At 71.4% G+C, this 24,703-nt stretch carries 24 protein-coding genes; 13 read left to right on the top strand and 11 right to left on the bottom strand.

Annotated features, from left to right (window positions below; all coding sequences use genetic code 11):
- Positions 1–180 precede the first annotated feature (180 nt).
- From OOZ19_RS08015 to OOZ19_RS08005, 3 genes are read left to right on the top strand one after another with little or no spacing between them, the layout of a single operon-like run.
- Positions 181–1,359, top strand: a complete 1,179-nt coding sequence (locus OOZ19_RS08015) for a WXG100 family type VII secretion target (protein ID WP_266089382.1) — start codon at positions 181–183, stop codon at positions 1,357–1,359.
- Positions 1,360–1,371: 12 nt separating this feature from the next.
- Positions 1,372–1,716: a hypothetical protein gene (locus tag OOZ19_RS08010; RefSeq protein ID WP_266089381.1), complete on the top strand. Its 345-nt coding sequence runs from the start codon at positions 1,372–1,374 to the stop codon at positions 1,714–1,716.
- Complete coding sequence (locus OOZ19_RS08005) at positions 1,713–2,531, top strand: ESX secretion-associated protein EspG (RefSeq protein ID WP_266089380.1); 819 nt, start codon at positions 1,713–1,715, stop codon at positions 2,529–2,531. Before OOZ19_RS08010 ends, OOZ19_RS08005 begins: the two co-directional genes overlap by 4 nt.
- Positions 2,532–2,544: 13 nt before the next feature.
- Here the strand turns inward: OOZ19_RS08005 and OOZ19_RS08000 are convergent, their stop codons facing one another.
- The 3 genes from OOZ19_RS08000 to OOZ19_RS07990 all read right to left on the bottom strand — a co-directional run bounded on the left by OOZ19_RS08000 (position 2,545) and on the right by OOZ19_RS07990 (position 5,882).
- A complete protein-coding gene (locus tag OOZ19_RS08000; RefSeq protein ID WP_266089379.1) occupies positions 2,545–3,762 on the bottom strand; it encodes a cytochrome P450 in 1,218 nt (405 codons plus the stop codon).
- 91 nt (positions 3,763–3,853) lie between these two features.
- Positions 3,854–4,873, bottom strand: coding sequence for an SDR family NAD(P)-dependent oxidoreductase (locus tag OOZ19_RS07995; RefSeq protein ID WP_266089378.1), 1,020 nt, complete (start codon positions 4,871–4,873; stop codon positions 3,854–3,856).
- A gap of 91 nt (positions 4,874–4,964) precedes the next feature.
- The gene (locus OOZ19_RS07990; protein WP_266089377.1) at positions 4,965–5,882 is read right to left on the bottom strand and encodes an alpha/beta hydrolase; all 918 of its coding nucleotides are present in this window, start codon (positions 5,880–5,882) and stop codon (positions 4,965–4,967) included.
- Positions 5,883–6,305: 423 nt separating this feature from the next.
- On the opposite strand from OOZ19_RS07990, the gene OOZ19_RS07985 reads away from it, so the two are divergent.
- Both OOZ19_RS07985 and OOZ19_RS07980 read left to right on the top strand, forming a co-directional pair.
- On the top strand, positions 6,306–7,217 hold the full coding sequence (locus OOZ19_RS07985; RefSeq protein WP_266089376.1) for an AurF N-oxygenase family protein: 912 nt from the start codon (positions 6,306–6,308) through the stop codon (positions 7,215–7,217).
- 276 nt (positions 7,218–7,493) lie between these two features.
- Positions 7,494–9,116, top strand: coding sequence for an FAD-dependent oxidoreductase (locus OOZ19_RS07980; protein ID WP_266089375.1), 1,623 nt, complete (start codon positions 7,494–7,496; stop codon positions 9,114–9,116).
- On the opposite strand, the gene OOZ19_RS07975 is transcribed toward OOZ19_RS07980, so the two are convergent.
- From OOZ19_RS07975 to bla, 3 genes are all read right to left on the bottom strand, one after another.
- Positions 9,117–9,731 (bottom strand): TetR/AcrR family transcriptional regulator, encoded by a 615-nt coding sequence (locus tag OOZ19_RS07975; RefSeq protein WP_266089374.1) that lies wholly within the window; start codon positions 9,729–9,731, stop codon positions 9,117–9,119.
- A gap of 219 nt (positions 9,732–9,950) precedes the next feature.
- On the bottom strand, positions 9,951–10,085 hold the full coding sequence (locus OOZ19_RS07970) for a hypothetical protein (RefSeq protein ID WP_266089373.1): 135 nt from the start codon (positions 10,083–10,085) through the stop codon (positions 9,951–9,953).
- Positions 10,086–10,173: 88 nt separating this feature from the next.
- Positions 10,174–11,073 carry a class A beta-lactamase gene (bla, locus tag OOZ19_RS07965; RefSeq protein ID WP_266089372.1) on the bottom strand — a complete coding sequence of 300 codons (900 nt, stop codon included), beginning with the start codon at positions 11,071–11,073 and terminating at the stop codon, positions 10,174–10,176.
- A 106-nt stretch (positions 11,074–11,179) separates the two neighbouring features.
- On the opposite strand from bla, the gene OOZ19_RS07960 reads away from it, so the two are divergent.
- From OOZ19_RS07960 to OOZ19_RS07950, 3 genes are all read left to right on the top strand, one after another.
- Complete coding sequence (locus tag OOZ19_RS07960; protein WP_266089371.1) at positions 11,180–12,052, top strand: LysR family transcriptional regulator; 873 nt, start codon at positions 11,180–11,182, stop codon at positions 12,050–12,052.
- A 34-nt stretch (positions 12,053–12,086) separates the two neighbouring features.
- Positions 12,087–12,989 (top strand): serine hydrolase, encoded by a 903-nt coding sequence (locus tag OOZ19_RS07955; protein ID WP_266089370.1) that lies wholly within the window; start codon positions 12,087–12,089, stop codon positions 12,987–12,989.
- A 160-nt stretch (positions 12,990–13,149) separates the two neighbouring features.
- Entirely contained in the window at positions 13,150–14,478 is a 1,329-nt protein-coding gene (locus OOZ19_RS07950; RefSeq protein WP_266089369.1) for an MFS transporter, read from the top strand.
- A gap of 197 nt (positions 14,479–14,675) precedes the next feature.
- Here OOZ19_RS07950 and OOZ19_RS07945 read toward each other — a convergent pair whose 3' ends face one another.
- Positions 14,676–15,911: an oxygenase MpaB family protein gene (locus tag OOZ19_RS07945; RefSeq protein WP_266089368.1), complete on the bottom strand. Its 1,236-nt coding sequence runs from the start codon at positions 15,909–15,911 to the stop codon at positions 14,676–14,678.
- Positions 15,912–16,095: 184 nt separating this feature from the next.
- Between OOZ19_RS07945 and OOZ19_RS07940 the strand changes: the two genes are divergently transcribed.
- Entirely contained in the window at positions 16,096–16,911 is an 816-nt protein-coding gene (locus tag OOZ19_RS07940) for a TetR/AcrR family transcriptional regulator (protein ID WP_266089367.1), read from the top strand.
- 218 nt (positions 16,912–17,129) lie between these two features.
- Here OOZ19_RS07940 and OOZ19_RS07935 read toward each other — a convergent pair whose 3' ends face one another.
- From OOZ19_RS07935 to OOZ19_RS07925, 3 genes are all read right to left on the bottom strand, one after another.
- A complete protein-coding gene (locus OOZ19_RS07935) occupies positions 17,130–17,831 on the bottom strand; it encodes a helix-turn-helix domain-containing protein (protein WP_266089366.1) in 702 nt (233 codons plus the stop codon).
- A gap of 490 nt (positions 17,832–18,321) precedes the next feature.
- Positions 18,322–19,956, bottom strand: coding sequence for a ribosomal protection-like ABC-F family protein (gene abc-f, locus OOZ19_RS07930; protein WP_266089365.1), 1,635 nt, complete (start codon positions 19,954–19,956; stop codon positions 18,322–18,324).
- A 268-nt stretch (positions 19,957–20,224) separates the two neighbouring features.
- Complete coding sequence (locus OOZ19_RS07925) at positions 20,225–20,857, bottom strand: MSMEG_1061 family FMN-dependent PPOX-type flavoprotein (protein ID WP_266089364.1); 633 nt, start codon at positions 20,855–20,857, stop codon at positions 20,225–20,227.
- Between the two features lie 134 nt (positions 20,858–20,991).
- On the opposite strand from OOZ19_RS07925, the gene OOZ19_RS07920 reads away from it, so the two are divergent.
- The 4 genes from OOZ19_RS07920 to OOZ19_RS07905 all read left to right on the top strand — a co-directional run bounded on the left by OOZ19_RS07920 (position 20,992) and on the right by OOZ19_RS07905 (position 23,437).
- On the top strand, positions 20,992–21,627 hold the full coding sequence (locus OOZ19_RS07920) for a TetR/AcrR family transcriptional regulator (RefSeq protein ID WP_266089363.1): 636 nt from the start codon (positions 20,992–20,994) through the stop codon (positions 21,625–21,627).
- Positions 21,628–21,887: 260 nt separating this feature from the next.
- A complete protein-coding gene (locus OOZ19_RS07915) occupies positions 21,888–22,109 on the top strand; it encodes a hypothetical protein (RefSeq protein ID WP_266089362.1) in 222 nt (73 codons plus the stop codon).
- Between the two features lie 643 nt (positions 22,110–22,752).
- Complete coding sequence (locus tag OOZ19_RS07910; RefSeq protein WP_266089361.1) at positions 22,753–23,097, top strand: hypothetical protein; 345 nt, start codon at positions 22,753–22,755, stop codon at positions 23,095–23,097.
- A gap of 79 nt (positions 23,098–23,176) precedes the next feature.
- Positions 23,177–23,437: a hypothetical protein gene (locus OOZ19_RS07905; protein ID WP_266089360.1), complete on the top strand. Its 261-nt coding sequence runs from the start codon at positions 23,177–23,179 to the stop codon at positions 23,435–23,437.
- 69 nt (positions 23,438–23,506) lie between these two features.
- On the opposite strand, the gene OOZ19_RS07900 is transcribed toward OOZ19_RS07905, so the two are convergent.
- Positions 23,507–24,571 (bottom strand): hypothetical protein, encoded by a 1,065-nt coding sequence (locus OOZ19_RS07900; protein ID WP_266089359.1) that lies wholly within the window; start codon positions 24,569–24,571, stop codon positions 23,507–23,509.
- Positions 24,572–24,703 lie beyond the last annotated feature (132 nt).

The following is a 24,703-nucleotide window of genomic DNA, read 5'->3' as shown; positions in this document are numbered from 1 at the left end:
CACCGACGAAAAGATCATTCTGCACGGACCTTGAATCCTCTTGCGTGCGTCATCGCGGACGCGAACTAGTGCCGAGGCGGCGGTGGTGACCGCGACGATCATCGTTTCATCAGGATTTCATCGGTCGCGGATACCGTTTCACCGCGTCGTATTCCGGTATGCAGGGGGATGAAACGGGACATGACCGACACGGGAGAAGACGATCTGATCGCCGTGGCGTCCGACGGGGTGCAGTCCCTCGCGGACACCGCGACCGCCGTGCTGGGACAGGGAGGGCCGGTCGGAGCGCTGGCGCAGCCGGTGGTGGACGCGCTGCGCAACGTGTGGGAGGGGTACTTCGGCTCGCCGATCCCGGAGGACGGGACGAACTGGAACTCCTACACGCATCAACAGCTCTACGACATGCTGTGGCAGGGAGCCGACGTCGGTGATGTCGGCGAGGTCGCGGGTGAATGGGAGCGGCACGGCACCGAACTGACCGGCCACGCCGAAGGATTGCGCGAACAGCGTGGGGCGCTGGAACGCAACTGGAACGGGCAGGCCGCGCAGCGAGCCGCCGGTGAGCTGGGCGAACTGGGGGACCGGACCTCGGACATCGGTACTCGCGCCGGTACCAATGGACAGGCGGTGCGGGAGGCGGGCGACGCGTTGTCGGTCGCGCGGGACACGATGCCGCAGCCGACCGATTCCGCGGCGCTCACCGGCGCCGGTACCTCGCTGGGAACGGCGGCGGGAACGGTGATCGGCGGCGTTCTCGGCGCCGGCGCTGGTGGGATCGGCGCCGCTCCGGGAGCGATGATGGGGGCCGCCGTGGGGGCGGTGGCCGGTGGCGTCGCGAGCGGTTTCCTCGCGAACGTCGCGTCCGCCGAGCAGAAGGCCCAGGCCGTGCACGTGATGCAGGACTACGAGCAGAGCCTGCTCGGCAGCAGCCGGTCGATCGCATCGGCGGGTTCCGCGGGGGCGGGGGGAGCGTCGGGATCCGCCGGGCCGGGGGAGGCGATCACCGGACCCGCGTCGACGAGCTCGGCGGGGTTCGCCGGCGGATCCCCGACGGGCGGCGGCGCCTCCGGAGGCGGCGGAGTGCCGTGGGGGAAGCTCGTCGGCCCCGGGCCGCTGGACACGGCGCTGCCGCCGGGCGGGCGCGCGGGGATCGGCGCCTCGGCACCGCGCGCGGCCACCACGCAGGCAGCGGCGGCGGGCGCGGGCCGAGGAGGAGGCCGCGGCGGGATGATGCCGGGCGGTGCCGCGGGCCGGGACCGCGATGACGACGGCGCCGAGCACCGCAACCGGCTGCCCTTGATCGACCAGCGGCTCTTCGAGGTCGACGAGCCGGTGATGCCCCCGGTCATCGGGGAGTGAGGGGAACGCACGATGACTTCCGAGAACGTTTCGAAGGGTTTTCAACTCCAGCCGGACGAGCTCACCACGCAGGTAACCGCGCTCACCGCGATCGGCGAAGGCACAACGGGTCTGGTCAACTCGGCGGGCGCGCTGGCGCAACGCCTGCCGATGCTCGGCACGGCACCGCCCGCGCTGCACCTGGCCATGAAACTCCGGGCGGCGGCGGGAGAAACAGGCCTCACCGGCGAGCTCGGCGGCGCGGACACCCGTGTGAACACCTTCCACGCGTCGTTGCAGGAGACCGTGACCGGATACCTGAACAACGACGCCGAGATTCAGCGGATCCTGCGGGCCGCGGGCGGGGAGCAGTCGTGATCGCGGGGAGCGTCGCCGACGAGGCGGTGGGCGTGCGGTTCGGGCTCGTCGAGCTGGATCTGCTCGCCACGCACGCCGGAGTGCCGTGCCCGTTCCCGCTGCGGGTGCCGTCGTTCGGCCGCATCGGCGGCGAACGCGAGGTGCTGCTGAACACTGCCGGTCAGACCTTGGGCCTGCGCGGACTGGCCGACGACTCCGGACCGGTCGGTCTCGCCGCGGAGCTGGTGGCGGCGCTGCGCGAGCACCGGGGGGCGGTGGACCTGGTGCTGACCGGCGCTGGTGGCACGACGGGCGTGGCGGCGCTGCTCTACCGGTCGCAGGCGTTGATCCTCCAGCGGGTGCTCGGCGCGGAACCGGCCGACGTGGTGGCGGTGCACCGGGTCGCGGAGGACTCGTTGCTGCGGGAACTGCTCGCCGTGGTGCCCGAGCTGGACGCCGCCCGGTCGATGCCGATCACGCTGCCCGCGCGAGCGGTGGCGGCGGCGAGCCGGGAGATCGACGAGGTGGAGCACGACGCCGAGCGGCAGCGCCGGTTGCGGGACCTGGTGCGCGACCACGGCGGCGACCCGGCCCAGCTGGACCACCTGATCAAGCTGCTGCCGAAGGTGCGCGGCCAGGGCCAGCTCGGCGCGACGCGGCGCCGCCGGGACGGCACCGCCGTGCGCGCGGGCGCCGAACTGTCCTGGGTGGACGGGCCGAGGGGCCGGGTTCGCGTCGGCCGCAACGGCGACTGGGTCAGCATCAACCCGCTCCGCGAAGCCGACCTGATCACCACGTTCACCGACCTCATCGCCCAAGCCCGCAGGACCAGGTGAGACCGGCCGCTCGTCACCAGGCGACCGGGAGTTCCTTCACGCCGTAGATCGCCTGGTAGGTGGCGAAGCCGACGTCGTCATCCGGGATCGCGAGGTGCAGGTCCGGGAAGCGCCGCAGCAGTGCGGGAAAGGCGATGCGCATCTCCATCCGGGCCAGCGGGGCGCCGATGCAGTGGTGGATGCCGTGGCCGAAGCCGACGTGCGGGCTCGCGGTCCGGGTGACGTCGAGCCGGTCCGGGTCGTCGAGCAACCGCGGATCCCGGTTCGCCGCCGGGAGGTTGAACGACACGAGGTCGCCGCGGCGGATCGTGCTGCCCTCGAACTCGACGTCGCGGGTCGCCATCCGGGGCGAGCCGCTGTTGACGACGCTGAGCCAGCGCAGCAGTTCTTCGACCGCGCCCGGCACGGCGTCCGGGTCGTCGCGGACGAGCCGGAGCTGCTCGGGGTGGCGCAGCAGCGCGAGGGTGCCCAGGCCGAGCATGTTGGAGGTCGTCTCGTGCCCGGCGACCAGCAGCAGGTTGGCGATGCCGACGAGCTCGGCGTTGGTCAGCGCCGCGTCGTGGTCGCGGACCAACATGCCGATGAGGTCCTCGCCCGGGGCCTGGCGCGCCCGCTCGACGAGTCCGTTCATGTAGGAGAGGGACTGCCGGGACAGCTCGACCTTCTCGTCCTCCGGCGCGGTGGTGTCGAGCTGCCGGTTGGTGCGCTCCTGGAATTCGGCTTGGTCCTCGGCGGGGACTCCGAGCAGTTCGCAGATGACCAGCGAGGGGATCGGCAGCGCGTAGTGGGCGACCAGGTCGGCCGGCGGGCCGTGCGCTTCGAGGGCGTCGAGGTGCCCGTCGACGATCTCCACGATCCGCGGTTCGAGGCGCCGCATGCGCCGCACGGTGAACTCGGGGGTGAGCATCCGGCGCAACCGGGTGTGGTCGGGCGGGTCCAGCGCGAGCAGGTTGCCGCTGCGGTCACCGGAGAGCTGGCGCGGATCACGGCGTCCGTCGGGCAGGTCCTCCGGGCCCCAGCCGCTGCGGAAGGTGTCTGCGTCGCCGAGCATCCGGCGCACGTCGGCGTGCCGGGTGAGCAGCCATGCGGAGGGGCCGAACGGGGTCGGCACCTGGATGATCCCGTCCCGGCCGCGCACCGCCGCGACGTCCGGCGCGGGGCCGAATCCGAATCTGCGGGTGGAGATCGGAGTGCCGGTGGGTTCCGCGTGGTCGGTCGGTGGCTGGGTCACTCGTGCTCCTGGTCCGGTGTGTTCCGTTGCTGGCGGTGATCGTAAATCACTTGACTGACTTGCGGCATTCCGGTGGCCGCTCAGGACGCCGTCACTGGATGGACCAGCCACCGTCGGAGGGCAGCAGCGCGCCGTTGACGTTGACCGAGTCGTCGCTGAGCAGGAACGCGACCGACGCCGCGATGTGCTCGGGCTCGGCGATGGTGGGCAGCGTGGCCAGCAGCGGCTCCAGGCGTTCCCGGCCCATCGCCGACGACATGCCGCCCTCGATGCCGGTCGCGACACCGCCGGGGGCGACGGCGTTGACCCGGATTCCGCTGGGGCCGTACATGAACGCCGTGCTGCGGGTGAGCCCGACGACGGCGTGCTTGGACGCGGTGTAGGCGGTGCCCGCGGTGGAGCCGCGCAGCGCGGCCTCCGAGGTGATGTTGACGATGGACCCGCGCCCCGCCTCGATCATCAGCGGCAGCACCGCCCTGGTGAGCCGGAACATGCCGGTGAGGTTCACGTCCAGCACCCGCTGCCACAGCTCGTCGTCGACCTCGTGCAGCGGCACCGCGGAATCGGTGATCCCGGCGACGTTCGCGAGCGCGTCGGCGCGGCCGTCCGCGGCGGCCAGGATCGCCGCCACCCCGTCCTCGCGGGTGATGTCGGCGCGCACCGGCACCACCTCGTGGCCCTCCAATTCGTTCGCCAAGGCGTCGAGCCGGTCCTGGGCGATGTCGGCGGCCACCACCCGGCCGCCTTCGCGGGCGACGCGGGAGGCGGTGGCCCGGCCGATCCCGGATCCGGCGCCGGTGATGATGACGGTGCCGCCGGTGAAGCGCCCCTGCGTGATCCGCTCCTGCCACCGCGGTGCGGGCGTGGGGCGGGGTGCGTCCGGCGAGGCCCCGGCCGCGGCGTTGGCCTCGGCGGCGAGGCGTTCCAGCTCGTCGGCGCCGATGCGCCCGCCGCTCATCTCCACCAGCCGGCTCATGCTGAAGTGCCGGACGGCGGTGAGCAGTGCCGGGCTCTGGCCGTTCTCCTCCAGCATCCCGCGCAGGATCGGCCCGCCTGCTGGGTGATCGAGCCATTCGGCCACAGTGGACTCCAACGTCAGCGGAACGGGCATCGGTGGTTCTCCTCTCGGGGCGGGGAAGTGCGCGATTCTCGGTCCGGCGGGACCGGCGGCACCGAGCGTGCGATCGGCCTCGCGGCGCGGATCACTCCCCGTGCGGCGGGTTCAGGGCTTGCCGGATGTGGCAGGCGATCACGCGGTAGGTCTCCAGGGCCTTGTCCGGGTCGTCGACGTCGTAGCCGTGGTCGGCGTCGGCGACCACGTGGTGCTGGACGAGGGCGCCGGCGTCGCGCAGGCGCTCGGCGTAGCGCTCGCCCTCGCGGGCCAGGTTGTCGAACTCGGCGGTGACGATCAGCGCCGGGGCGATGCCGGTGAGGTCCGCGGTGTCGGTCGGCGCGGCGGGGGAGAGCAGGCGGTCCGCGCGCACGCCGCGGTCCGGTGCGTAGGAGGCGTTGAACATCTCGCCCATCCAGGGCCGCAGCGCGGGCCGGGTCAGCGGCGACGGCTTGTCCCGCACCGAGGTGGTCAGGTCGAGCGCCGGGTAGTGCAGCGCTTGCAGCGCGAGCGGCGGGCCGCCCCGTTCGAGCGCCTGGCGCGCCACGGCCGCCGCGAGCGAACCGCCCGCGCTCTGCCCGCCGACGGAGAGCCTGCTCCCGTCCCAGCCGTGCTGAGCACCGTGCTCGGCCGCCCAGCGCGTCACCTCGAAGGTCTGCCGCGGCGCGGCCGGGAACGGGTGCTGCGGGGCGAGGACGTACTCCACGTTGAGCACGGCGACCCCGGCCGTGCCCGCGATCAACCGGCACAGCGGGTCGTCGAGCTCGGTCAGGCCGAGGACGAATCCGCCGCCGTGGAAGTTGACGTGCAGCGGCGGGTTCGGTTCCGCGTCCGCCGGGCGGTAGAGCACGGCCCGGGCCGGGGCGACCGAGGTCGGCACGGTGAGTTCGGTGGTGTCGCCCGGGAATTCGGGGAAGCGGTCGAGTGGTGGCCGGTGCCGCGAGCGGACCGCCCGTTGCATGGCTCTGGCGGCCAGGGCCGCCACCGGGGGACGGGACAGGATGGACATCGATCGCTCCTCGTCTCGAACGCGCTCGCCGTGGTCGACCGCGCATCGTGCGTGCTCGGGACGGATCCGCGAGGAGCACGTCCGACTGTAAGGCAACTGCTTGACTTACCGTGCGCCGGGTGGCCTCGCGCGCGGAGTTCGCGGTGTGGCGACCCTTCGGGTGCCGATGGCTCCGGAACGTGCGCGGCGTGCGAACCTTCGCCGGGGTGTAGCGACTCGTCGCGGCGGCCGGATGGGCGGCGGGACGTGCGACTCCACCCCTGGTCCGCGCGAGGTCGCGGGGGGCTCTCGACAGCTTATTGACATTCTGTCTAAGATGACACGGAGTCTCATAAGGCGTTCTTCGCTGGAGCGTGCGAGCGGTCGCGCGAACGGCGAACCCGCCCGTCCCGCGGCCCGCGAGGCCCAGTGGAGGTGTCATCCATGACCAGCACACCAACCGAACCCGCGCAGCGAACCGCCGCGGACGAGGACGTGTCGCAGCGGTTGCTGGACTCGGCCGCGACCCTGTCCTACGACCCGGCGACGGAAGTGGACTGGGAATCGCCGCTGCCCGCCGACCGCCACGGCCTCAACCCGGAGTGGAGCACCCTGTACGGGACTCCGCTGTGGGACGAGCTCAGCCCCGAGCAGCAGATCACGCTCACCAGGCACGAAGTCTGCTCGATCATGAGCATCGGCATCTGGTTCGAGATGATCCTGCAGCAGATGATCCTGCGCGACCAGTACGTCAAGGACCCCGCCAACGCGGAGTTCCGGTTCGCGCTCACCGAGATCGCCGACGAATGCCGGCATTCGATCATGTTCGCGCGGGCCTGCGCGAAGATGGAGGTGCCCCCCTACCTGCCGCCGCCGTTCGTCGCCCAGCTCGGCCGGTTGTTCAAGACGATCGCCAGTGCGGAATCGGCCTACGGCGGGATCCTCGTCGCCGAAGAGGTCCTCGACGTCATGCAGCGCGATTGGATGCGCGGCGAAGACGTGCTGCCGATCGTGCGCACCACCAGCAAGATCCACGTGGTGGAGGAATCGCGGCACATGAAGTTCGCCCGCCAGGAGATCAAGGAGAGCCTGCGCGGCGCCGGCCCGGTGCGCCGCCACACCAGCGCCCTGCTGATCTCGCTGGTCGCGAACGTCGTCGTGACGAACATGGTGCAGAAGGACGTCTACAAGTCGGTGGGGCTCGACCCGGAGCGGGCCGTGGCCGCCGTGCAGCGCAACGAGCACCGCAAGTCCATGCTGCGCAACAGCTGCGTGCACCTGATGGACTTCCTGTCCGAAGCCGGACTGCTCACCCGGCCGGCAATGGCGATCTACCGCCGCACGCACATGATCTGAGATCGCGGGTCGTTCGGCGCAGGGGGCGGGTAGCGGAACCTCAGCGGGATCCTCGCTGCGGGATCAATTTCCCAGGTGGCTCCGCCACGAAGGAAGATGCGGTCCTCGCGAGAATCCCGCTGAGAACCCGCGGCGGTGCCGGTTGCGAGCGCCGCTCAGCGCCTTCGCCGCTGACAGGACAGGGCGACCACGGCGCTGTGGTGCGCGTCGCGGTTTCGCGAAGTTTCGCTGGTGCACGTTTTTCGTAGAACACAGTCCCAGAACAGGGTTACCGCCATGGCGTATGCGATCACTCAGACCTGTTGCAATGACGCGTCGTGCGTGTCGGTGTGCCCGGTCAACTGCATTCATCCGACTCCGGACGAGCCGGGGTTCGGGAGCACCGACATGCTCTACGTCGATCCGAAGACGTGCATCGACTGCGGGGCGTGCGCCGACGCGTGCCCGGTCGACGCGATCTTCCCGGTGGATCGGCTGCGCGGTGCGGACACCATCTACGCCAGGCTCAACCGCGAGTACTACGAGACGACGCCGACCTCCAACGAGTGGGGCGCCCCGCACTTCCCCCGCTCGCTGCCCGCCTCGGTGGGCACGCTGCGGGTCGCCATCGTCGGCACCGGACCGGCCGCCGCGTACACGGCGCAGGCGCTGCTGCGGGACACCGGCGCCGAGCTCACGATGCTCGACCGGCTGCCGATCGCGGGCGGACTGCTGCGCTCCGGGGTGGCGCCGGACCACCAGTCGACGAAGAAGATCGGCGACGGTTTCTCCTGGCTCTACCGGCATCCTCGGCTGAGCCTGCACATGAACGTCGAAGTCGGCCGGGACATCACGCACGAGGAACTCGCGGCGCACCACCACGCGGTGATCTACGCCGTGGGTGCCGCCGCCGACCGCGAGCTCGACGTCGACGGCGCCGGCCTGCCCGGCAGCATGTCGGCGACCTCGTTCGTGGCCTGGTACAACGCGCACCCGGACGCCGCCGACGTGGAAGTGGACCTCTCGGCGGAGCGCGCCGTCGTCGTCGGCAACGGCAACGTGGCGCTGGACGTGGCCCGCATCCTGCTCAGCGATCCGGAGCGGCTCGCGACCACCGACATCGCCGACCACGCGCTGCGGCGGTTGCGCGGGAGCGAGGTGCGGGAGGTCGTGCTGCTCGCTCGTCGCGGACCGGAGCACGCCGCGTTCACCACGCCGGAGTTCCTGGCCATGCGGGAGATCCCGGGCGTCGAGCTCGTCGTCCAGGACGGGCCGGAGGCGCGGGCCGCCTTCGCCGCCGCGGAACCCGGCGGGAAGGTTGCGCTGCTCGCGGACCTGCCCCTCGCGGACCTCGACCGGGAGGCGCCGCCCGCCGACGGCAAGCGCCTCGTGTTCGCGTTCGGGACGGAACCGGTCGCGGTGCGCGGAGACGACCGGGTGGCCTCGGTGCGGGTGCGCGACTCCCGCGGCGAGGGCGCGATCACGACCGGCCTGCTGATCAGGGCCATCGGCTACCGCTCGTCGCCCATCGCCGGACTGCCCTTCGACGGCACGACGTCGACGGTCCCGAACGAGTCCGGCCGGGTGCTCGCCGAAGCGGGCGAACCGCTGCCCGGGACCTACGTCGTCGGCTGGGCCAAGCGCGGCCCGTCCGGCGGGATCGGGACCAACCGCGGATGCGCCGGGGAGACCGTCGGAGCCCTGCTCGACGACGCGGCGGCGGGACGCCTGGCGGCCCCGGCGGAAACCGGGTTCGACCGGCTGGTGCGCACGCGCGCGCCGAAATCCGTCGGCAGCCGCGGCATGCTCGCCATCGACAAGGCCGAACGCGACCGCGGTGACCGGGAAGGCAGGCCCCGCGTCAAGTTCGCCACCACAGCGGAACTGCTCGGCGCGGCGAACCGGCTGTTCGGCAGGTGATCAGCCGAGTTCGCGCAGCAGCGGGGCGATCTGCTCCGCCACCACGGGATCGTGGCTCGCAGTGGTGCCGACCATGGAGATGAGCTGATCGGTGAGCCAGTCCTCGAACACCTCGCGGGGCGGGTTGTGCGTCTGCAGCCAGGTGACGCACGTCGTCTCCACCAGCGCCACCCAGCCCCGCAGCGTCAGCAGCAGCAGCGGAGCGGGATCGGTGATGCCGACGCGCTGGCGCACGATCTCCACCACGTGGTTGCGCACCTTGTCGATGAGCGTCTCGGTCTCGCTGGTCGCGATGGTGGATCCGCTGCGCAGCAGCGCGGTGTAGCTGCTGGCGAAGACCTCCACGGAGGAGACGAACTCGGTGAGCCCGGCGCGCAACTGCGTGATGAGGTTCCCCTCCTGCGGCAGCGCGATCCGCTCGATCAGCCCGTCGACGACGGTCGTCAGCGCCGCGATGTGCACTTCGCGCAGGTTGGAGAAGTAGCGGTAGAACAACGCCCGCGACACCCCGGCCTCGGCGACGATGTCGTCGATCGTCACGTCGTCCATCGCGCGCTCACCGTAGAGCTGCAACGCCGCGCCGAGCAGGTGCTCGCGGCGCTCTGCGGGGCTCATCCGGCGGCGCGGACGCTCGTCGCGCCTCGCGGTCGCGGCGGAACGGGGCGGTGTGGACGTGTCTCTGGTACGCGGCATCGTCCCTACATCATCACATGTTTGCCCACGTCAGTCCCACCCGTCCGGGCCGGATCCTGCGGTGGACCGTGATCTTGCGCGGGTGGGCGCCACATGCCGGTGGCGCGGCGCCGTCGCGGCACCGCGCCACCGGTGATCGGATCAGCGGGGCGTGTCCGGTGGAGTGCGCGGGCCCGTGTGCAGGAGGGGGTCCCGCCGGGCGGTGTTCCCGATGCCCAGGCGGGACGCCACTACGTCCTTCAGCCTGCGCAGCTCGACCAGTGGGGAGCGGCGCATCCGAACTCCTCCTCGTGCTCGTCGACTGCTTCGCGGTCCCCGGTTTTCCACACCCGGCACGGGAAAAACATGCCTCGCCGACATCGGCTCATCCCAGGGCGCGCACGGCCACGCGGGTGGCCTCGGCGATCAGCGCGTTGTCGTACTCGGCGTCCGGCGCGGGCCGGTCGGACAGCACCGAGAGCATGATCGGGGCGCGGTGCGGCGGCCGGATGATCGCGATGTCGTTGCGCGTCCCGTAGTCCGCCGCGCCCGACTTGTCGCCGACCACCCAGCCCTCGGGAACACCCGCCGGGATGAGCTCCTGGGTGATCGGGCTCCCGTTCAGCGTCTCGTTGAGCAGCGCGCGTTGCGCCTCCGGCAGCGCGTCACCCGTGGTGAACGTGCGCAGGGTGTCGGCGAGGGCGCGGGGAGTGCTGGTGTCGCGCGGGTCGCCGGGGGAGGTGCGGTTGAGGTCGGTCTCCGTCCGGTCCGAGCGGGTCGTCGTGTCGCCGACCGCGCGCAGCGCGGCGGTGAGCTCGCCGGGGCCGCCGAGCTCGCGGAACAGCAGGTTCGCGGCGGTGTTGTCGCTGTAGCGGATGGCGGCGTCGATCACCTCGCGCAAGGTCATCCCGTCGGCCACGTGCTGCTCGGTCACGGGGGAGTTGTCGACGAGGTCGTCGGCGGTGTAGGTGATGCGGCGTTCGAGCGCGTCGATCGTGTTCCGCTGCAGCACGACACCGGCCGACAGCGCCTTGTGCGTGGAGGCGAACGCGAAGCGGTCGTCGGCCCGGAACGCGACCTCCCGGCCCGTCCCGGTGTCCAGCGCGTAGACCCCGAGGCGCGCGTCGAACCGGCGCTCCAGGTCGCCGAACTCCGCGTGGTGGGCGGTGGCCTCGGCCGCCGGGGCAGCGGGCGCGGGCGGTGCCGCCTCGACGCCCGAGCAGCCCGCGAGGGCGAGCACGGTCAAGGCGGCGACGGCGACCTGGTGTAGGCGCTGCGTGAGCACGGTGTTCCTCTCGTCAGTGGTGGTTTCGATCAGTCTTGCGAGCTCCGGTGATGCTGTCCAAGACGGAAACGATCGGTTCCATGCCGAAAGCGCATACACTGAGGTGATGGATCTCGTGGGCGGCTGTCGGGCGTTCGTCAGCGTGAGCGAAGCAGGCAGCTTCACCGGCGGTTCGGCGGCGGCGGGCATCCCGCAGCCGGTCGCCAGCAGGCGCATCGCCGCGCTGGAACGCCACCTCGGGGAGCGGCTGTTCGACCGCTCGGCCCGACGGGCGCGGCTGACCCCGTTCGGCCGGGACCTGCTGCCGCGGGCACGCCGCTTGGTGCGGCTCGCCGACGCGCTGGAGCAGGACGCGAAGCGGGCGCGGCTGCGGCCGTTGCGGCTGGCGGTGCCCGCCACCTGCCCCACCCGGGCGCTCGCGGAGCTCGACGCGGAGGCGCGGTCCCACGAGCTGTTCCTCGAATTCCGCCCGGCCGCTCCCGCGGAACGGCTCGACTTCGCGCACACCCACGACGTCCGCGCCGCGCTCACCGCCGTGCCCGCCGACGAGGCGGTGTGGACCGTGCCGCTGGGCGTCGCCTCGGCCGTGGACCTCGACCGCGCGGCGGTGCACCTGGACTCGCTGCGCATCGGCCGCACGGGCCGGGCGCCGCGCCGCCGGGTGTGGATCCAGCCGGAGGACGACGTGCCGCATGTGCGGGACCGGCTGCTGCGGGTGCGCGACGCGGTGGGGCTGCGACCCACGCAGGTCGTCGTGGCAGAGTCGTTGAGCGCGGGCGTCGCCGACGTCCTGGGCTCGGCGGACCTGCTGCTGTGCTCGCGGGCGCAGGCGGCCGAGTTCGCGCTGCACTGGCATCCGATCGCCGAGCTGCCGCTGGCCCGCGGCTACGACGTCACCGCGGAGGCCGGTCCCGACGCCGACCGGTTGCGCACCGCGTTGTGGCGGGGCATCGCGCGTTGCCTCGGCGCGGACGCGTGAACGCCCGCACCGTCCCTTCCAGCTGGAGAACCAGGTGAACGCCGAAGCACTGATCAGCGAGCTCGTCGCCGAACTCGACGACGCCGGCCTGCGCGGCTCGTTCCTGGTGCGCGACCTGCGTTCCGGGCGGGAGATCGGCATCGACCCGGACATCACCCACCCCGTCGCCTCGCTGATCAAGATCCCGCTGGCCGCTGCCACCGCGGAGCGGATCCGCCGCGGCGAGCTCGACGGCGCCACCGAGCTGCTGGTGCTGCCCGGTCAGGTCACCACCCCCGGGCCGACCGGGCTGAGCCGGTTCCGGCATCCGGCGCGGGTGGCGGTCGACGACCTGATGTACCTGGCGATGGCGCTGTCGGACAACGTCGCGGCCGACTCGCTGTTCGGGATCACCCCGCCCGCGGAGGTCACCCGGATGCTGCGGGAGTGGGGGCTGCGCGGCATCACCGCGCGGCATCGCGTCGGCGACCTCAGCGAGACGCCCGCGGAGCGGTTCGACACCGCGGACGTGCACCTGGCGCACTCGCTGGCGATCGGCGCCGCCACCGCCGGGCGCGGGCACCCGATCGCGCAGCTCGACGTGACCCGCGCGAACTCCGGTTCGGCGCGCGACTTCGTGAACCTCCTGCAGGCGCTCTGGACGCCGTCGGCGATCGACGGCGGTGTCGCCGAGCGGGTGCGGGAGCTCATGGGCGCCAACCTGATCCGGCACCGGCTCGCGCCGGACTTCAGCTCCGACGCCTCGACGTGGTCGTCGAAGACGGGGACGGTGCTGAACCTGCGCCACGAGGTCGGCGTCGTCGAGCACGCGGGCGGCGGGGTGTTCGCCGTCGCGGCGCTGACCGAATCGCGGGTGCCCGCGGCGACGCAGCCGGAAGCCGAGGCGCTCATGGCGCGCGTCGCCCGCGTGCTTCACGACCGGTTGCGGACCGGCTGAGGCACGGCGGTTCCGCGCGGTCGTGCCGTGGCGAACTCCGATCAAGTCAATTCGGGTATCGCACGTTGCCGATTTGGGTTTGGACGCGCGGTGATCGTCGCTCCTACGGTGAGGCTCGTCCGGTGCCGGCGGTGCCGGGCCGCGACCGAAGGAGTGACCGATGTCGTTCACGCCAGATCAGCACGACTCCGCGCTGAGCAGCGCCATCGGCAAGATCTTCCGGCGGATCGTCCCGCTGTTCGTGATCATGCTGATCTGCAACCAGCTCAACCGCTCCAACATCGGTTACGCGGAGAGCCACCTGGAAGCCGACGTCGGCATCGGAGCCGCCGCCTACGGGTTCGGCGCCGGGCTGTTCTTCATCGCCTACGCGCTGTTCGAACTGCCCAGCAACGTGCTGATGGAGCGCTTCGGCGCGAAGATCTGGCTCACCCGGATCATGGTCAGCTGGGGACTGGTCTCGGCGGCGATGGCACTGGTCTCCAGCCCGGAGATGTTCTACGTGCTGCGCTTCCTGCTCGGCGCGGCCGAAGCCGGCTTCTTCCCCGCCGTGCTGTTCTACTTCACCCGCTGGTTGCCGGACTCGCACCGGGGCCGGGCGACCGCGCTGTTCGTCGCGGGTTCGTCGATCGCCGCGGCCATCTCGGGTCCGCTGTCGGGTCCGCTGCTGTCGATGGACGGGCTGCTGGGCGCGCACGGCTGGCAGTGGATGTTCGGGCTGGAAGGCGCGCTGTCGGTCGTCGTCGGCATCATCGCGTTCTTCTTCCTGGACGCCCAGGTCCGCGACGCGCGCTGGCTCACCGACGGCGAGAAGGACGCGCTGACGAGCCGGATCGCAGCCGAGGACGTGGTGAAGTCCTCCGGTGATCGCGGCGGCTCGCGCTGGCGGCTGCTGGTGCAGCCGAAGCTGCTGCTGTTCTGCTGGATCTACTTCGCCATCCAGTTGTCCATCTACGCCAACACGTTCTGGCTGCCGTCGATCGTGCGGCGCATCGACGGGACCAACGACGTCACGGTCGGGCTGCTGTCCTCGCTGCCGTGGATCTGCGCGATCGTCGCGATGTACCTGGCGGGCCGGGCCGGGGACCGGATGGGCGATCGGCGCCCGCTGCTGGTGATCGCGCTGCTCACCGCGGCGGTCGGGACCTGGCTGGCGGCGGTCGTGTCGCCGTGGCCCGCGCTGGTGTTCCTGTGCTTGGCCGCGATGGGGTTCAAGAGCGCCAGCCCGCTGTTCTGGTCCATCCCGCAGCAGACCCTGAGCCCGCGCATCGTCGCCCCCGCCATCGCCGTGATCAACTCGCTGGGCAACCTGGGCGGTTTCGTCGCCCCGTTCGGCTTCGGCGTCCTCAAGGAGCAGACCGGAACGGTCACCTACGGCCTCTACGCCCTGGCCTTCGCCTCCCTGCTGGCGGCGGGATCGGTGCTGGTCCTCCGGAGCAGGAGCGGTGCCCGGCGCGCGGCGGACGCGAACGAGCCCGCGGCGAGGTGAGCGCTCCAAGCCTGCCGTTGATCTCCCGTTCGGGCGGGTGCTCGGGGTTCGTTGCCTTGTCAGCGGCGGGTTCTCAGCGGCCTTCTCGCGCGGACGGCGATGTCGCCGTGCACGGCGGGCATGAGCTCCCGCAGCGAGGGGGCCGCTGAGGTTCCGCTACCCGCGCCGCCGCTCAGAACGAGTTCACGGACGAGCGCTCAACTCGGCAGGGCGCCGATTTCCGGGGCGTCCCGGCCGAAGGTGCGCCGCAGGTCGCGCTCGGCGAAGCGGTCACCGGCGCGTTCCAAGTAGCGGCGCCCGCGGCGGCTGCGGGCAATCAGCCCGGACCGCACCAGGTTCTTCGCGACGATCGGCGGGATCGCCCAGATCGGCGTGACCGGCAGCTCCAGGTCGCGCAGGTCCCACTTGCCGAGGAAGTACCTCAGCATGCTCAGCAGCCGCAGCCGCGCGTACGGCCCGGCGACCGCGTCGAACCGGCCGTGGTCCAGGTTGCGCTTGCCCTCGACCAGCGCTCCCGACAACGCCGCGCCCGCCGGCGTGACGTCGTCCTGCACGCGCAGGATGTGGTAGTTGAAGCGGTTCTGCTCGCGCTCGGTGTCGAACAGGCAGTCCTCGTCGACGCCCATCAACCAGCCCACGTACTTCCACGCGTGCATCACCGCGCGCGACTCCGCGGGCGTCACGATCCAGCCGAGCGCCCGCACCCCGAGCAGCAAGGTGCTGTTGAACAGGCCGAGCGTCGAGGCCTGATCGGCCTGGTTGATCGGCAGGCCCCACCGCTGCGAGTCCCACCGGCCGTTGGTCTCGAAGCGGTGGTTGACCAGCGCGTGCATGGCGCGGACGTGCACGGTGAGCTTGAAACCCTGGCCGTCGCGGCGCATTCCGCCCGGTTCGCTGATGGCCAGCGCCCACTTCTTCGTCTCGCCGAGCCTACGCATCGCGGTGGAGCCGGTGAGGCCACCGGTCGCCACCAGCAGGTCCGCCGGGCCGCCGAACCGGTAGCCGCCGATCAGCGACAGCTGCAGCAGCACGTCGTCCACGTTGCGGCCCATCCGGCGGATCGCGCGCGCTCCCCGCTCCACCTGGTCGAAATCGACCCAGTCCGGAACCCGGTCCACCACCGCGAAGAACTCGCGCAGCGGCTCCGGCGCGTCCGGCACCGAGTCGATCCCGTGCTCCAGCGCCCGTCCGAAGCGGGCCATCGTCACCCGCTCCGCGTCCGGCCGGTCCCGGCCCATCGCGCGCACGAGCCGCGCGCCGACCTCGTCGCGGGCGAACATCTTCCGCCCGATCCGGTCCACCAGCTCGTCGTCGAGCTCCCTCACCCCGGCCGCGAGGCGCAGGACGCGCCCGATGCGCTCGGAGCGTTCCGGTGCCCCGAGAAATCGAGTGGGATACGCCGCTTCGGAAGTGCGTTGCGCCACAGAGGTCATGTGAACGATGCTGACACGAAGATTCATTCGCGTTCAATTCGCTTTTGAGGAGCCTCGGGAGGGTTCGCTTGGGTGGTCGGGTGGCGGAACCCCAGCGGCTTCCTCGCTGCGGGATCTCCTTCCCCGGTGGCTCCGCCACGCGGGAAGAAGCCGTCCTCGCGAGGACGCCGCTGAGAACCCGCGGGTGGTCGATCTGCGTGCGCGGTCGCTGTTCAGCGGCTTCGCCGCTGACGAGACACGGACGGGAGACGCGGCTCGTGAGTTCGAAGGCAGGATTCGAGGTTCCGCCACCTGCCCCGCCGCGCAGAACGACATCGAAGGCGGACGCCTCGCGGTACCCGAGGTGGGAGTGGTCGTGACGTCGCGTGCTCGGCGGCCGGTGCGCCGCGAACCCAGGCAGGAGCGGTCCCGCGCGATGGTCGAACGGATCCTCGACGCGGGCCACGCGGTCCTGCTGGAACACGGCTACGACCGGGCGAGCACCAGCCGCATCGCCGTCGCCGCGGACATCAGTCCCGGCTCGCTCTACCAGTACTTCCCGGACAAGCACGTCCTGCTGGCCCAGGTCATCGACCGCTCCACCGATCGGATGCACGCTCGCATTTCGAGCGCGTTCGTCGGCAACCTCGCGGGCGGATCGCTGACCGGCGCGGTGCGCGGCAACGTGATCACCCTGCTCGACGCGTTCGAGGAGAACGCGGGCCTGGTGCGGGTGCTCTACGAGCAGCTGCCGCCCGCCGCCGACACCCGACGGGTCGACTTCAAGCACCGCATCGACGAGCTGGTGACGACCACGCTGCTGCTCCACGACGGCGGGCGCGGCGGCCGGGTGGACGCGGTCGCGTGGGTGCTGGTGCGCACCGTGGAGTACCTGACGATCAGCTACGTCCTGGACCGCCCGCACATCGACCGCGACACCGTCATCGACGAGATCACCAGCCTGCTCACCGGCTACCTGGCCGACCGGCTCGGCGTTCGGCGGCGGCCGGAAACCGGGTGAGCGGCGGAGCTTCGGCCCCGCCGTGCCCGGATTCCCCTTCGCCCCGCGGGATCCGTCGCACCCGAACTCACTCGACGGCGCGCGGATCGACCGACAGCAACAGGGGAATCCTCCTCCGCGTCATCGCCATGCCTGGCCGGCCGGAAAACTTGTAGCACGTGACTCCTTCGAGCGTTGATCGAGGAACTTCCGGGGAAGCCGACGGATCCGCCGGTGCGTCAGCGGCAGCGGGCGCGCGGCGGTGGTCGTCCGGCTGCGTCCGCGCCCGCCGCGGTCGCGCCCTCGTCCCCGGAGATGAGCCCCCACCGCGTGGCGGTGGCGATGGCCTCGCTTCGATTGCGGGAGCCCAGCCGGTGGTAGATCTCCCGGACCAGCCGGTACATCTGCCGTTCCGAGTAGCCGGCGGACTTGGCGATGTCGGCGACGGGGCTGCCCATCGCCAGCCGGGTGAGCAGTTCCCGGTCCACACCGGTGAGGTTCAGCGCGGTCGGCGGGCGGGTGGTTCCGGCCGACAGCGACCGGGCGACGTCGAGCGGCAGCAGGACCGAACCGCGCAGCGCGAGCCGCAGCACGGTGATGATCTCGTCGAGCGCCGCGTCCTGGGCGACCAGTCCGTCGGCTCCGAGGCGCAGCGCCGCGCGGTAGTCCTCGGGGTCCGGCTCGTCGAGCAGGGCGACCAGCACTCGTGCCCGCCGGGTGGCGCGCAGCGTGGCGAGCGTCGAGGCGTCGGACCGCGACACCTCGACGAGGCACGCGTCCCACTCGCCGGTGTTCGACGCATCCGCCGGAGCCGACTCCTGCACCGCGAATTCCGATTTCTCCAGTCCCAGCGCGAGTCCGTAGCGGTAAGCGGGAATGCCGTGCGCGATGAGGATGACCGCATTCCGTGTGGGCCCGTCACCGGAAATGCTTCCCCCCACTGTTCCTCCTCCGAATCGTTTTGCTCATCGAGCGCGCGCGGTGCAAGTGTTCGGTGCAATGGCAGATGTCCGGCTGCCCGATGCGTGCGGAAGCGAATAGAGGTCGATTCGCGCGCGTCGCAGTAGTCGCCCCACGTCAGCAGGCGTATTTCCCGACGTCGTCCGGCCCGGCGCCTGGCAGCCGCGGGCCGCGCGGCATCGGGTCGGAGCACACCACGTCTGATCGGAACCGATGCCGCCGGCCAATCGGGTCGATCACCTTCCCAGTTCTTCCAAGTTACTGGAAGTGGGCGGTAATCGCATACGTCCCTTCGGGTGTCACGCTCGTGCGCTCGGGTGTTCGCCTGGTATATCTCCGGTTTCCCATTGCCGATGCTGTTGTTCCGCATGCCGCTCGGAAATTCCGGTTGAACGGACGCCGCGCTGATTGTTCAGTCCGGTCGCGATCGTCTCAGTCGATTCCTCGCCGGTGCCGGGGAGCGCGAACCGGTCAACGCGGCGCGCCGCCCGCTTCGCGCAGCGTCCCGCCGGACAGGTGCAGCCGCCGGGTCACGCCGATCTCGGTGAGGAACCGGTCGTCGTGGCTGACCACGACGAGGGCGCCTTCGTAGGCGTGCAGCGCGCCCTCCAGCTGGCCGACGCTCACCAGGTCGAGGTTGTTGGTCGGCTCGTCGAGCAGCAGCAGCTGCGGTGCGGGTTCCGCGCACAGCACGCAGGCCAGCGTCGCGCGCAGCCGTTCACCACCGGAGAGCACCTCGACGGGCAGGTGGATGCGATCGCCCTTGAACAGGAACCGGGCCAGCACGTGCATGAACTGCGACTGGGGCAGTTCCGGCGCGAAGGCGCGCAGGTTCTCGGCGACGGTGCGGCCGGTGTCGAGCAGGTCCAGCCGCTGCGAGAGGTAGGCGATGCGCCCCTCGGCTCGGGTGATCTCCCCGTGCTCCGGGACGAGCTCACCGGTGATCAGGCGCAGCAGCGTGGACTTCCCGGACCCGTTGGCCCCGGTGAGCGCGACGCGCTCCGGCCCCCGGATCGCCAGGTCCACCCCGGGCTCGGCGAACACGGGCCGCCCCGCGTGGCCGACCCGCAGCCCTTCGCCGAGGAACGCGGTGCGCCCGGCGGGCATGCGGGTTCCGGGCAGTGCCAAGGAGATCTTCTCCTCGTCGCGCAGCGCCCGCCCGGCCTCGTCGAGCTTGGCCTTGGCCTCCTCGACCCGCTGCGCGTGCGTCCCGTCGGCCCGGCCGGCGGATTCCTGCGCGCGGCGCTTGCGGGCTCCGGCGAGGATCTTCGGCAGCCCGGCGGACTTGACGTTGCGGGCGGCGTTGCTCGCGCGGCGGTCGGCGCGTTCCCGAGCCTGCTGGCGTTCCCGCTTCTCCCGCTTGACCTCTTGCTCGGCGTTGCGGACGTTGCGCTCGGCGGCCTCCTGCTCGGCGCGCAGCGCTGCTTCGTAGTCGGTGAAGTTGCCGCCGTACCAGCGCATCTCGCCCCGGTCGAGCTCGGCGATGCGGTCCATCCGGTCGAGCAGCTCCCGGTCGTGGCCCACCAGCAGCAGGCAGCCGTTCCACTCCTCCAGCACGGAGTGGAGGCGGTGGCGCGCGTCGCGGTCGAGGTTGTTGGTGGGTTCGTCCAGCAGCAGCACGTCGGGTCGTTTGAGCAGTTGCGCGGCGAGCCCGAGGGACACGACCTGGCCGCCGCTGAGCGTGCCCAACGGCCGGTCCAGCGCCACGTCGCCCAGCCCGAGCCGATCCAGCTCGGCGCGGGCCCGTTCCTCGATGTCCCAGTCGTTGCCGACTGCGGCGAAGTGGTGCTCCTCGACGTCACCGGCTTCGATGGCGCGCAACGCCGACAGCACCGGGGCGATCTCCAGCACCTCGGCCACGGTGAGCTCCCCGGCCAGCGGCAGGCTCTGCGGCAGATGGCCGACGACGCCGTGGACGGTGACGGAACCGGACTGCGGCCGGTGCTGCCCGGCGATGAGCTTGAGCAGCGTGCTCTTGCCCGCGCCGTTGGGCGCGACGAGCCCGGTGCGGCCACCGCCCACGGTGAACGACAGCTCGTCGAACACGGGGGTGTCATCGGGCCAGGAGAAGGTGAGGTCGGAGCAGACGATCAGTGCGTCGGGCATGGAGGGTGCCTTCCAACGCCAGGCGGGCACGCGGCAGCGGCCCGGCGAGCGGACGGGGGAACAGGTACGACGACATGACCTCCCGCGCCACCCGGAGGTGGGTGCGGAGGTGCTCGGGCTCCGGAATCACCCGGAGATGTCGTCGTCGCTCACCACGTCGGAACTCCCTGCTCAGCGGGACCGCAGAACCTCGTCCTGCGCTCGTACGGCACCGTAACAGCCGACCTCACCGCGGCGAAAACGGTTTTCCCGACGAGCAGGTGCGGCGTCAGTACAGCTTGCGGTACCCGGCTTTCAGCTCGCGTTCCAGCACCGCCGGGTCGATGTCCAGCCCCGCCTGCGAGGCGGCGATCTCGCCCGGTGACGGGACTTCGGCGGCGAGGGCCTGGCCGTCCGGATCCCACAGCCGGGACCGCAGCAGCGCCCGTCCGCAGTGGAAGAAGACCTGCTCCACCTCGACGATCAGCGCGAACTGCGCGTCCTTGCCGTTGACCCGCATCCGGGCGAGCACGTCGGGTTCGTCGGTGGCGTAAGCGCTTCCGTTGACCCGCAGCACTTCCGCCACGCCGGGCACGAGGAACAGCAGCCCGATCCCGTCGTTCTCGGCGAGGTTGCGGAACGAGTCGGCCATCTTGTTGCCCGGCCGGTCCGGGATAGCGAGCGTGCGTTCGTCGAGCACCTTCACGAACCCGGGGTGATCACCGCGAGGCGAGCAGTCGGCTCGGCCCGCCGCGTCGGAGGTGGCCATCGACAGGTACGGGGAGTGCGCGATGAAGCGGTGCACGTGCTCGTCGACGCGATCCCCGGACTTGAGGGCCTTGAGCACGTCGTCGGGGTGGCCGAGGCGAGCGCGCAGCTCCTCCATCGGCACCCGCCGGGGGCGGGTGCGGGCGTGGGGCATGGGCGGTTCCTTCCAGGGAGGGGGCGGGCCGGCGCCGCGCTGGTGCTGGCCGCATCACTGCAGGCCGTGGCACTATTATGAGCAATTGTTCGCTTCGTGCGCTACTCGCTTTCGGGCGCACTCCAGGAGGTGCCGTGAACTCGGGTGAGCGTCGACTGCGACCACGCAAGCAACCGCGCCAAGTCCGGGCCGAACTGACCCGGCAGCGCATCCTCACCGCGGCTGCTCACGTTTTCACCGAGCACGGCTACGCCGCGGGCACCACCAACCGCATCGCGGAGCGGGCGCGGATCTCGATCGGCTCGCTGTACCAGTACTTCCCGAACAAGGACGCGATCCTCGTCGAGCTGCTGACCCGCCACCTCGACGACGGCCTGCGCAACACCCGCGAACGGTTGCCCGAGGAGCTGCCCGACTCCGTCGAGGAGACGATCCGGCTCTTCGTCCGCGCCGCCATCGACAACCACCTCGACGACCCGAAGCTGCTGCGCATCATGCTCGAAGAGGCGCCCCGCTCGCAGGCCTTGCTGGACAAGATCGCGCGAGTCGAGCGGATCCACATCACCTACGCCCGCGACCTGATCGAGCAGCACCCCGCGGTCCGGGTCGACGATCCGCACACCGCTGCCCGCCTAGTCGTCTCCACGGTCGAACTCGTCGTGCACCGGCTCATCGCCGCATCGGACCCGGTCGACATCCCGAGCTTCGAGAACGAACTGGTCGCCATGCTGACCCGGTACCTGACGGGAGGCCCTTCCCGGCAGCACTGACGGCGGACGCGGCCGAGTGCGGAGTTCGGGAAGTGTTCCCTGGTTAATCGAGCCCGGCCGCGGTCCGCGCGACCGGCCGACCGGTGTTCCGCTCGACCCAGTGGTGCGGGGACGGATCCGGCCATCAGCTCGCCGAGCGGTGAGTGCGCCGCGCGGTGAAGGAGACCCCGTCGCATCCCCGCCCGCGCTGAGGCGATGCCGGCCGAGGAGAACGCTCGGATCCGGCCGGCGCGCAGTCCTGGCGGTCAACGGGGGGCGATGTGAAGAAGCTTGCGACCGGCGCCGCGCTCGGGATCGGAATGCTGCCGGCCACGGCGGCGCCCGCGGCGGCGGAGGGCTACGTCTGCACCGGCAACTGGTACAACACCGCTGCCGCCTGCGAGCCGGCGTGGGACGACTGGCACGGTGGCGGCATGAGCCCCGGCCACGAGTGCCGCCGCAACGCCGTCGGCGTGTACGAGCTGTGGGTCTACCAGCTCTGATCGATCCGGCAGCGACCGGCTGATTCGGCGAGGCCCCTTCGATGGGAACGGGGCCTCGTCGAACGCTCCAGGTGGTCGAGTTCGGCGGATGCCGCGAGAAGACGTTCCGGTGCGAGACGTGCTCCGAACCGGAACCGAGCCGAGCGAAGCGGCACCCGAAAACCCCGCTGCGGCCCCGGAACACCCGGTCCGCCGCCGCACGGCGGGAAGGCGAACGCGCCTCCCGGCCGCACGGGCATCGCCCGTCGGCGGCTACGACGACGTCCCGCTCGCCGCAGAACTCCCGGTGCCGCTGAGCTCGGGGCGTTCGCGGATGCGGCAGAGGGGCCGCGAAGCGGCACGCGCGCATCCGCGCCATCGCGGGTGAGGAGTGCGTATCCCCCTGCTGCCACACGAATTCCAGACTCGCGCCTCCAACGGCGGGGTGCGGTGAGAAGTCCTGTCGGATGGCCCGCGTGGTGGGTCAAGACCTCGGCGGTGTCCGCGCTGCGGGGTGGATGCGTCGCCGCTGCCGAGGTGGTGCGAGACCGGGCGCTGCGCGAGGCGGGGATCGTGCGAGCGGCCCGGGCGATGCCTCGTGGGCCGAACAGGTCGGTCGACGGGGTCGGTCGGCTCAGCCGCGGAGGGCCGCACCGATGGTGCGGTGGGTGAACTCGTCCAAGGTGCGGGGCTGGTGCGCGCGTTCCAGGGGGAGGGTTCCGGTGATGGCGGCGCCGCGGACGCCGTGCGGGGTGCGTACTGGGAATTCTTGCTCCTGATGGGGGTGGAATCGGGCCGTCCGGTGGGCGAGGTGCTAGGTCCGCGGAACCTGGTGCAGGCCATCGGCGGAGTAATCACCACGCGCGGTTTCCTGGTGGGCCGCTACGAGAACGTGGAGGACCGGTTCCTCGTCGAGATGGGCGGCTGGCTCGCTCGCGGCGAAGCGTCCTGCCGGGAGACCGCGGTGAAGGGCGTCGACGACTCCCGCGGGGCTTCCTGGACATGTTGAGCGGCGCGAACACCGGGAGAACCCTCATCAAGATCGCCGATCGAGCCGATGCGGAAAGCGAGGACCAATGATTTCCCCGATGCCTGATTCCGCATTCGTGGAGATGTTCACCGCCGGAGCGTGGACGCCTACTTCGCGGGCCGGGGCGACGCGCGCCCGACTCCTGTCTTCGTCCTCTCCCGAGGATCCACCGCGATCCCGCCGAAAGCGGCCACTCGATCTCTACAACGCTCTGGTCCGCGAGGTCCCCGACCTGCGCCCGGCAGCGTCCCTCGACGAGATCCCGCTGAAGAACGCCGCCGCCCTCTTCGGCCTCCACGCCCTGCCGGTGACCTGGTAGCCGCGCGAGCCCGGTCCAGTGTTCGGAGGCGGACGCTGGACCGGGCTCGTCAGGTGCTTGAGCTTCCGGTCACTCGTGGTAGGTAGCGGTGTACGGCTCCAGCGCGTCGCCCGAGCCGGTGTAGCCGACGCCGAGAACGGCACCGTCGTCTTGGACGGCCGCGCCCTCCACCCGGACGCTGGGCGGTGCCAGCGCACCTTGCCAGCTACTGCCTTCCCAGATCCGCCACAGGGGTTCGAGGTTCGGGCCGATCGCGAAGAGCTGGACCTGGTCGCCGACCTGGATCAGGTCGGTGACGTGGCCCGATTCGTGGAGGTTGAACACCTCCCACCCGGTGCCGTCCCAGTGCGCGGTGTACGGCACCTTCTGCTGCGACTCGCCGGTGTGGCCGCCGACCCACACGTCGTCCGCCGCGAGGGCGAGCACGTTGGTGAGCGCCTCCGGCACGTCGGGGTTCGGATCGAAGTCCGGGGCGGGCACCTCCGCCCACGTCGCGCCGTCCCAGTGCAGGGCGACGCTGCGCGAGGTCGAGGGGACGCTGCCGACGGACCACAGGTCGTCCGTGGCCACGCCGTCGACGTCCACCAGCGAGTAGCCCCCGTTCTCCAGCACCGGGACGGGGACGTCGGTCCACGCCGCGCCGTCCCAGTGCTGCGCCAGGCCGCGCGTGGAATAGGTCTGGCCGACCGTCCACACGTCGTCGGAGGCGAAGGCCTTCAGCGCCAGTGGCCGCACGTACTTGCCGGGCAGCGGATCGAGGCCGATCCGCGTCCACTTCTGGCCGTCCCAGTGCGCCGAGCTGCCGGACCCGGTCTTGGCCGACATTCCGATCGTCCAGACGTCGTTCGGCGCGAGGACCGCGCCGTCCCCCAACGGCCCGATGCTGTCGAGCGGCACCTCCTGCCAGCCCTGCTCGCCTTTGCGGTAGACCGCACTGGTCTGGATCTTGGGGTTCCCGCCGTTGTAGCCGAAGGCCCAGGACTCGCCCCGGGCGCTGCCCGCGGCGGTCAACTTGGCGGTCTCGGCCGTCGTCGGCACCGGTTCCTCCGCCCAGCTCCCGACCGCCGCGGCCTGCCCGACCGATCCCGCGAGCAGTCCGGCGGTGGCGACCAAGGTCGCTGCTGTTCGTCTCATCTGCTGTCGCTCCCAGCTCGTCCATCGGGTCAGCCAAGCGACGCGATCAGTGCACCCGTGGTTGTCCGGGGGTGCCGAGGCGGGACCGAAGGGCACGGAGCGGTGCGCTAACGACTCCTCTTCGCGCGAGTC

Origin of the sequence: Saccharopolyspora sp. NFXS83 (assembly GCF_026241095.1) — a bacterium.
Lineage (GTDB): Bacteria > Actinomycetota > Actinomycetes > Mycobacteriales > Pseudonocardiaceae > Saccharopolyspora_C.
This window is presented reverse-complemented; position numbering and strand designations above follow the sequence as displayed.